Origin of the sequence: Streptomyces viridosporus, from assembly GCF_002078235.1 — a bacterium.
Lineage (GTDB): Bacteria > Actinomycetota > Actinomycetes > Streptomycetales > Streptomycetaceae > Streptomyces > Streptomyces viridosporus.
In genome coordinates, this window is the sequence record NZ_MSGP01000597.1 from 1 (window position 1) to 2,286 (window position 2,286).

Genomic DNA, 2,286 nt, shown 5'->3' on the forward strand with positions numbered 1-2,286 from the left:
CCCCCGGCCACGCCGTCCCCGCCCCGCCGCTTCCCCCGGGGCACGGCCACGGCGGTACGCAGGGGGCCGCCGTGTGGCTGCGGCCCCCCGAGCCGGGGTGCGAGGTCGAGACCTCGCTGCCGACGCTGTCGGCGATGGGGGGGCGTGGTGACGCCCCCGATCTCGTACGGCTGGTGAACACGGTGGTGACGCAGGTCCACCGGGTCCGGCTGCGGCGCTCGTACGCGTAGCCGCAGGCTGCGCCACGGGCTCCGCGACGGTACGTGCACGATGTCCACCGCCCTCCGTCCGCCCTCGTGGGGCCGGCCGGACCCGCCGTCAGCCGTTGGCCTTCTCATAGGCCTCGCGGATGGACGCGGGAACACGGCCGCGGTCGTTGACCTCGTAACCGTTCTCCTTCGCCCAGGCGCGGATGGCCGCGGTGTCCTGGCTGCCGCCGGAAGAAGCACGCGCCTTTCCACGCCCGCCCGCAGCGCGGCCCCCGGTGCGGCGACCGCCCTTCACGTAAGGCTCGAGAAGGCCGCGGAGCTTGTCCGCATTGGCGGTGGTGAGATCGATCTCGTACGTCTTGCCGTCCAACGCGAACGTCACCGTCTCGTCCGCCTCGCCGCCGTCGAGGTCGTCGACAAGAAGGACCTGAACCTTCTGTGCCACCGGATTTCCTTTCATCGATAACTTCAGGGCCGGGGTGTGCCGGCGTCCGCCGTATCGCCGTCCCCTGTTATATGCACTACTGCAGTACGTCGGAAAGCAAACCGCTTTTGCCGGAAAAACACAAACCCCTGGCGGAGGCCCGCTGCCCGCCCCGGTCCGGAAACGTGCGCGTTTCGGACATAGGGAACCCGGTCAAGGGCGCGACGGGGAATCGCCGACGATCACAGATGCAGAAGCATCCGGCTGTTGCCCAGGGTGTTCGGTTTCACTCGTTCGAGCCCGAGGAACTCCGCGACGCCCTCGTCATAGGAACGCAGCAGCTCCGCGTACACATCGGTGTCGACGGGCGTCTCGCCGATCTCCACGAAGCCGTGCTTGCAGAAGAAGTCGACTTCGAAGGTCAGGCAGAAAACACGGCGAACACCGAGCCAGCGGGCCGTCTGCAGCAACTTCTCCAGCAACTGGTGTCCGACACCGGCGCCCTTCAGACCGGGCTTCACGGCCAGAGTGCGGACTTCCGCGAGATCTTCCCACATCACGTGCAGGGCGCCGCAGCCGACGACCTCGGCGTTGTCGTCCCGTTCCGCCACCCAGAACTCCTGGATGTCCTCGTAAAGAGTCACCATCGCTTTGTCGAGCAGGATGCCGTCGCGTACGTAGGCGTCGAGGAGGCGGCGTACGGCCGGGACGTCGCTGGTGCGGGCCCGTCGGACCGTGAGGGCTTTAGCGGTGACTTCGGGGCCGTCTGCTGAGCTGTCTGCTGACATGAACGGACGCTATCGCCCGTCCCGGCCCTCTGTGGAGCCGGGGTTCTCGTCCCGGGCTTCCGGGGGTTCGGCGGGTTGTGCTTCTCGGGGGGGTTCGGCCGGCGGTTGCGGTTGTCGAGCGGTTTCCGGAAGTCCGACGATGCGCACCGCATCCGTCAGGGCCCGGCGCTGTTCCTCGCTCATCATGCCGAAGAAGGCGACGAGAGCGGCGGCGGCGTTGTCACTCTGCGACCACGCTTCGTTCATCAGCGCGGCGGCGTATGCGGCGCGCGTGGAGACCGCCTCATATCGATAGGCCCGGCCTTCCGCCTCTCGGCGCACCCAGCCCTTCTGATGGAGATTGTCCAAAACGGTCATCACCGTGGTGTACGCGATGGACCGTTCCCTCTGAAGATCTTCCAGGACTTCCCGAACGGTCACCGGGCGGTTCCACTTCCACACCCGCGTCATGACCGCGTCTTCGAGTTCTCCCAAGGGGCGAGGCACAACTCAGAACAATAGTGGGAGATCCCGGCAATGGCGTGCCGGACGGCCACCAGCCCCGACGAACGGGCACAAAAAGGGCGTACGACTCGCGTGCGGCGGGGTGCGCCGGAGTCGTACGCCGGGGTGGCGGCGCGGTCGGTGCCGTCGGCCGCCGGTGCCGTGGTGGGGTCAGCCGTCGGTCCTGGGGGAGGGCTGGGCGCCCTCCACGCGCGCGTAGGCCGCGTCGACGGCCGCGTCCTCCTTGGTCTTGTTGGCGCCGCCCTGGGTCTTCACGATCACCCGGATCACGCCGATGAAGAGGGCGGCCATGACGACCGGGGGCACAAGCGCGGAGACGTAGTCCATGGATCCAGAGTAGCCAGGGGGAGGCGGGTGGGCG

The 2,286-nt window shown here is 68.2% G+C and carries 4 protein-coding genes and 1 pseudogene; 1 reads left to right on the plus strand and 4 read right to left on the minus strand.

Annotation, left to right across the window (positions count from 1 at the left end; all coding sequences use genetic code 11):
* Positions 1-230 (plus strand): annotated as a pseudogene (locus B7L92_RS33770) (SCO3374 family protein); the annotation flags it as partial.
* Positions 231-318: 88 nt separating this feature from the next.
* Here the strand turns inward: B7L92_RS33770 and B7L92_RS33775 are convergent.
* The 4 genes from B7L92_RS33775 to B7L92_RS41240 form a co-directional block, all read right to left on the minus strand.
* Entirely contained in the window at positions 319-654 is a 336-nt protein-coding gene (locus B7L92_RS33775; protein WP_004985012.1) for a histone-like nucleoid-structuring protein Lsr2, read from the minus strand.
* Positions 655-875: 221 nt separating this feature from the next.
* Complete coding sequence (locus tag B7L92_RS33780) at positions 876-1,421, minus strand: amino-acid N-acetyltransferase (protein ID WP_004985013.1); 546 nt, start codon at positions 1,419-1,421, stop codon at positions 876-878.
* 9 nt (positions 1,422-1,430) lie between these two features.
* Positions 1,431-1,871: a BlaI/MecI/CopY family transcriptional regulator gene (locus B7L92_RS33785; RefSeq protein WP_438364042.1), complete on the minus strand. Its 441-nt coding sequence runs from the start codon at positions 1,869-1,871 to the stop codon at positions 1,431-1,433.
* Positions 1,872-2,075: 204 nt separating this feature from the next.
* Positions 2,076-2,286, minus strand: a 211-nt coding sequence (locus B7L92_RS41240; RefSeq protein ID WP_218030493.1) for a hypothetical protein, incomplete at its 5' end; no start/stop codon positions are given.

Coding starts and splice junctions, on each gene's coding strand:
- B7L92_RS33780 (WP_004985013.1), bottom strand. CDS start 1,421: ATGTCAGCAGACAGCTCAGCAGACGGCCCCGAAGTCACCGCTAAAGCC.
- B7L92_RS33785 (WP_438364042.1), bottom strand. CDS start 1,871: ATGACGCGGGTGTGGAAGTGGAACCGCCCGGTGACCGTTCGGGAAGTC.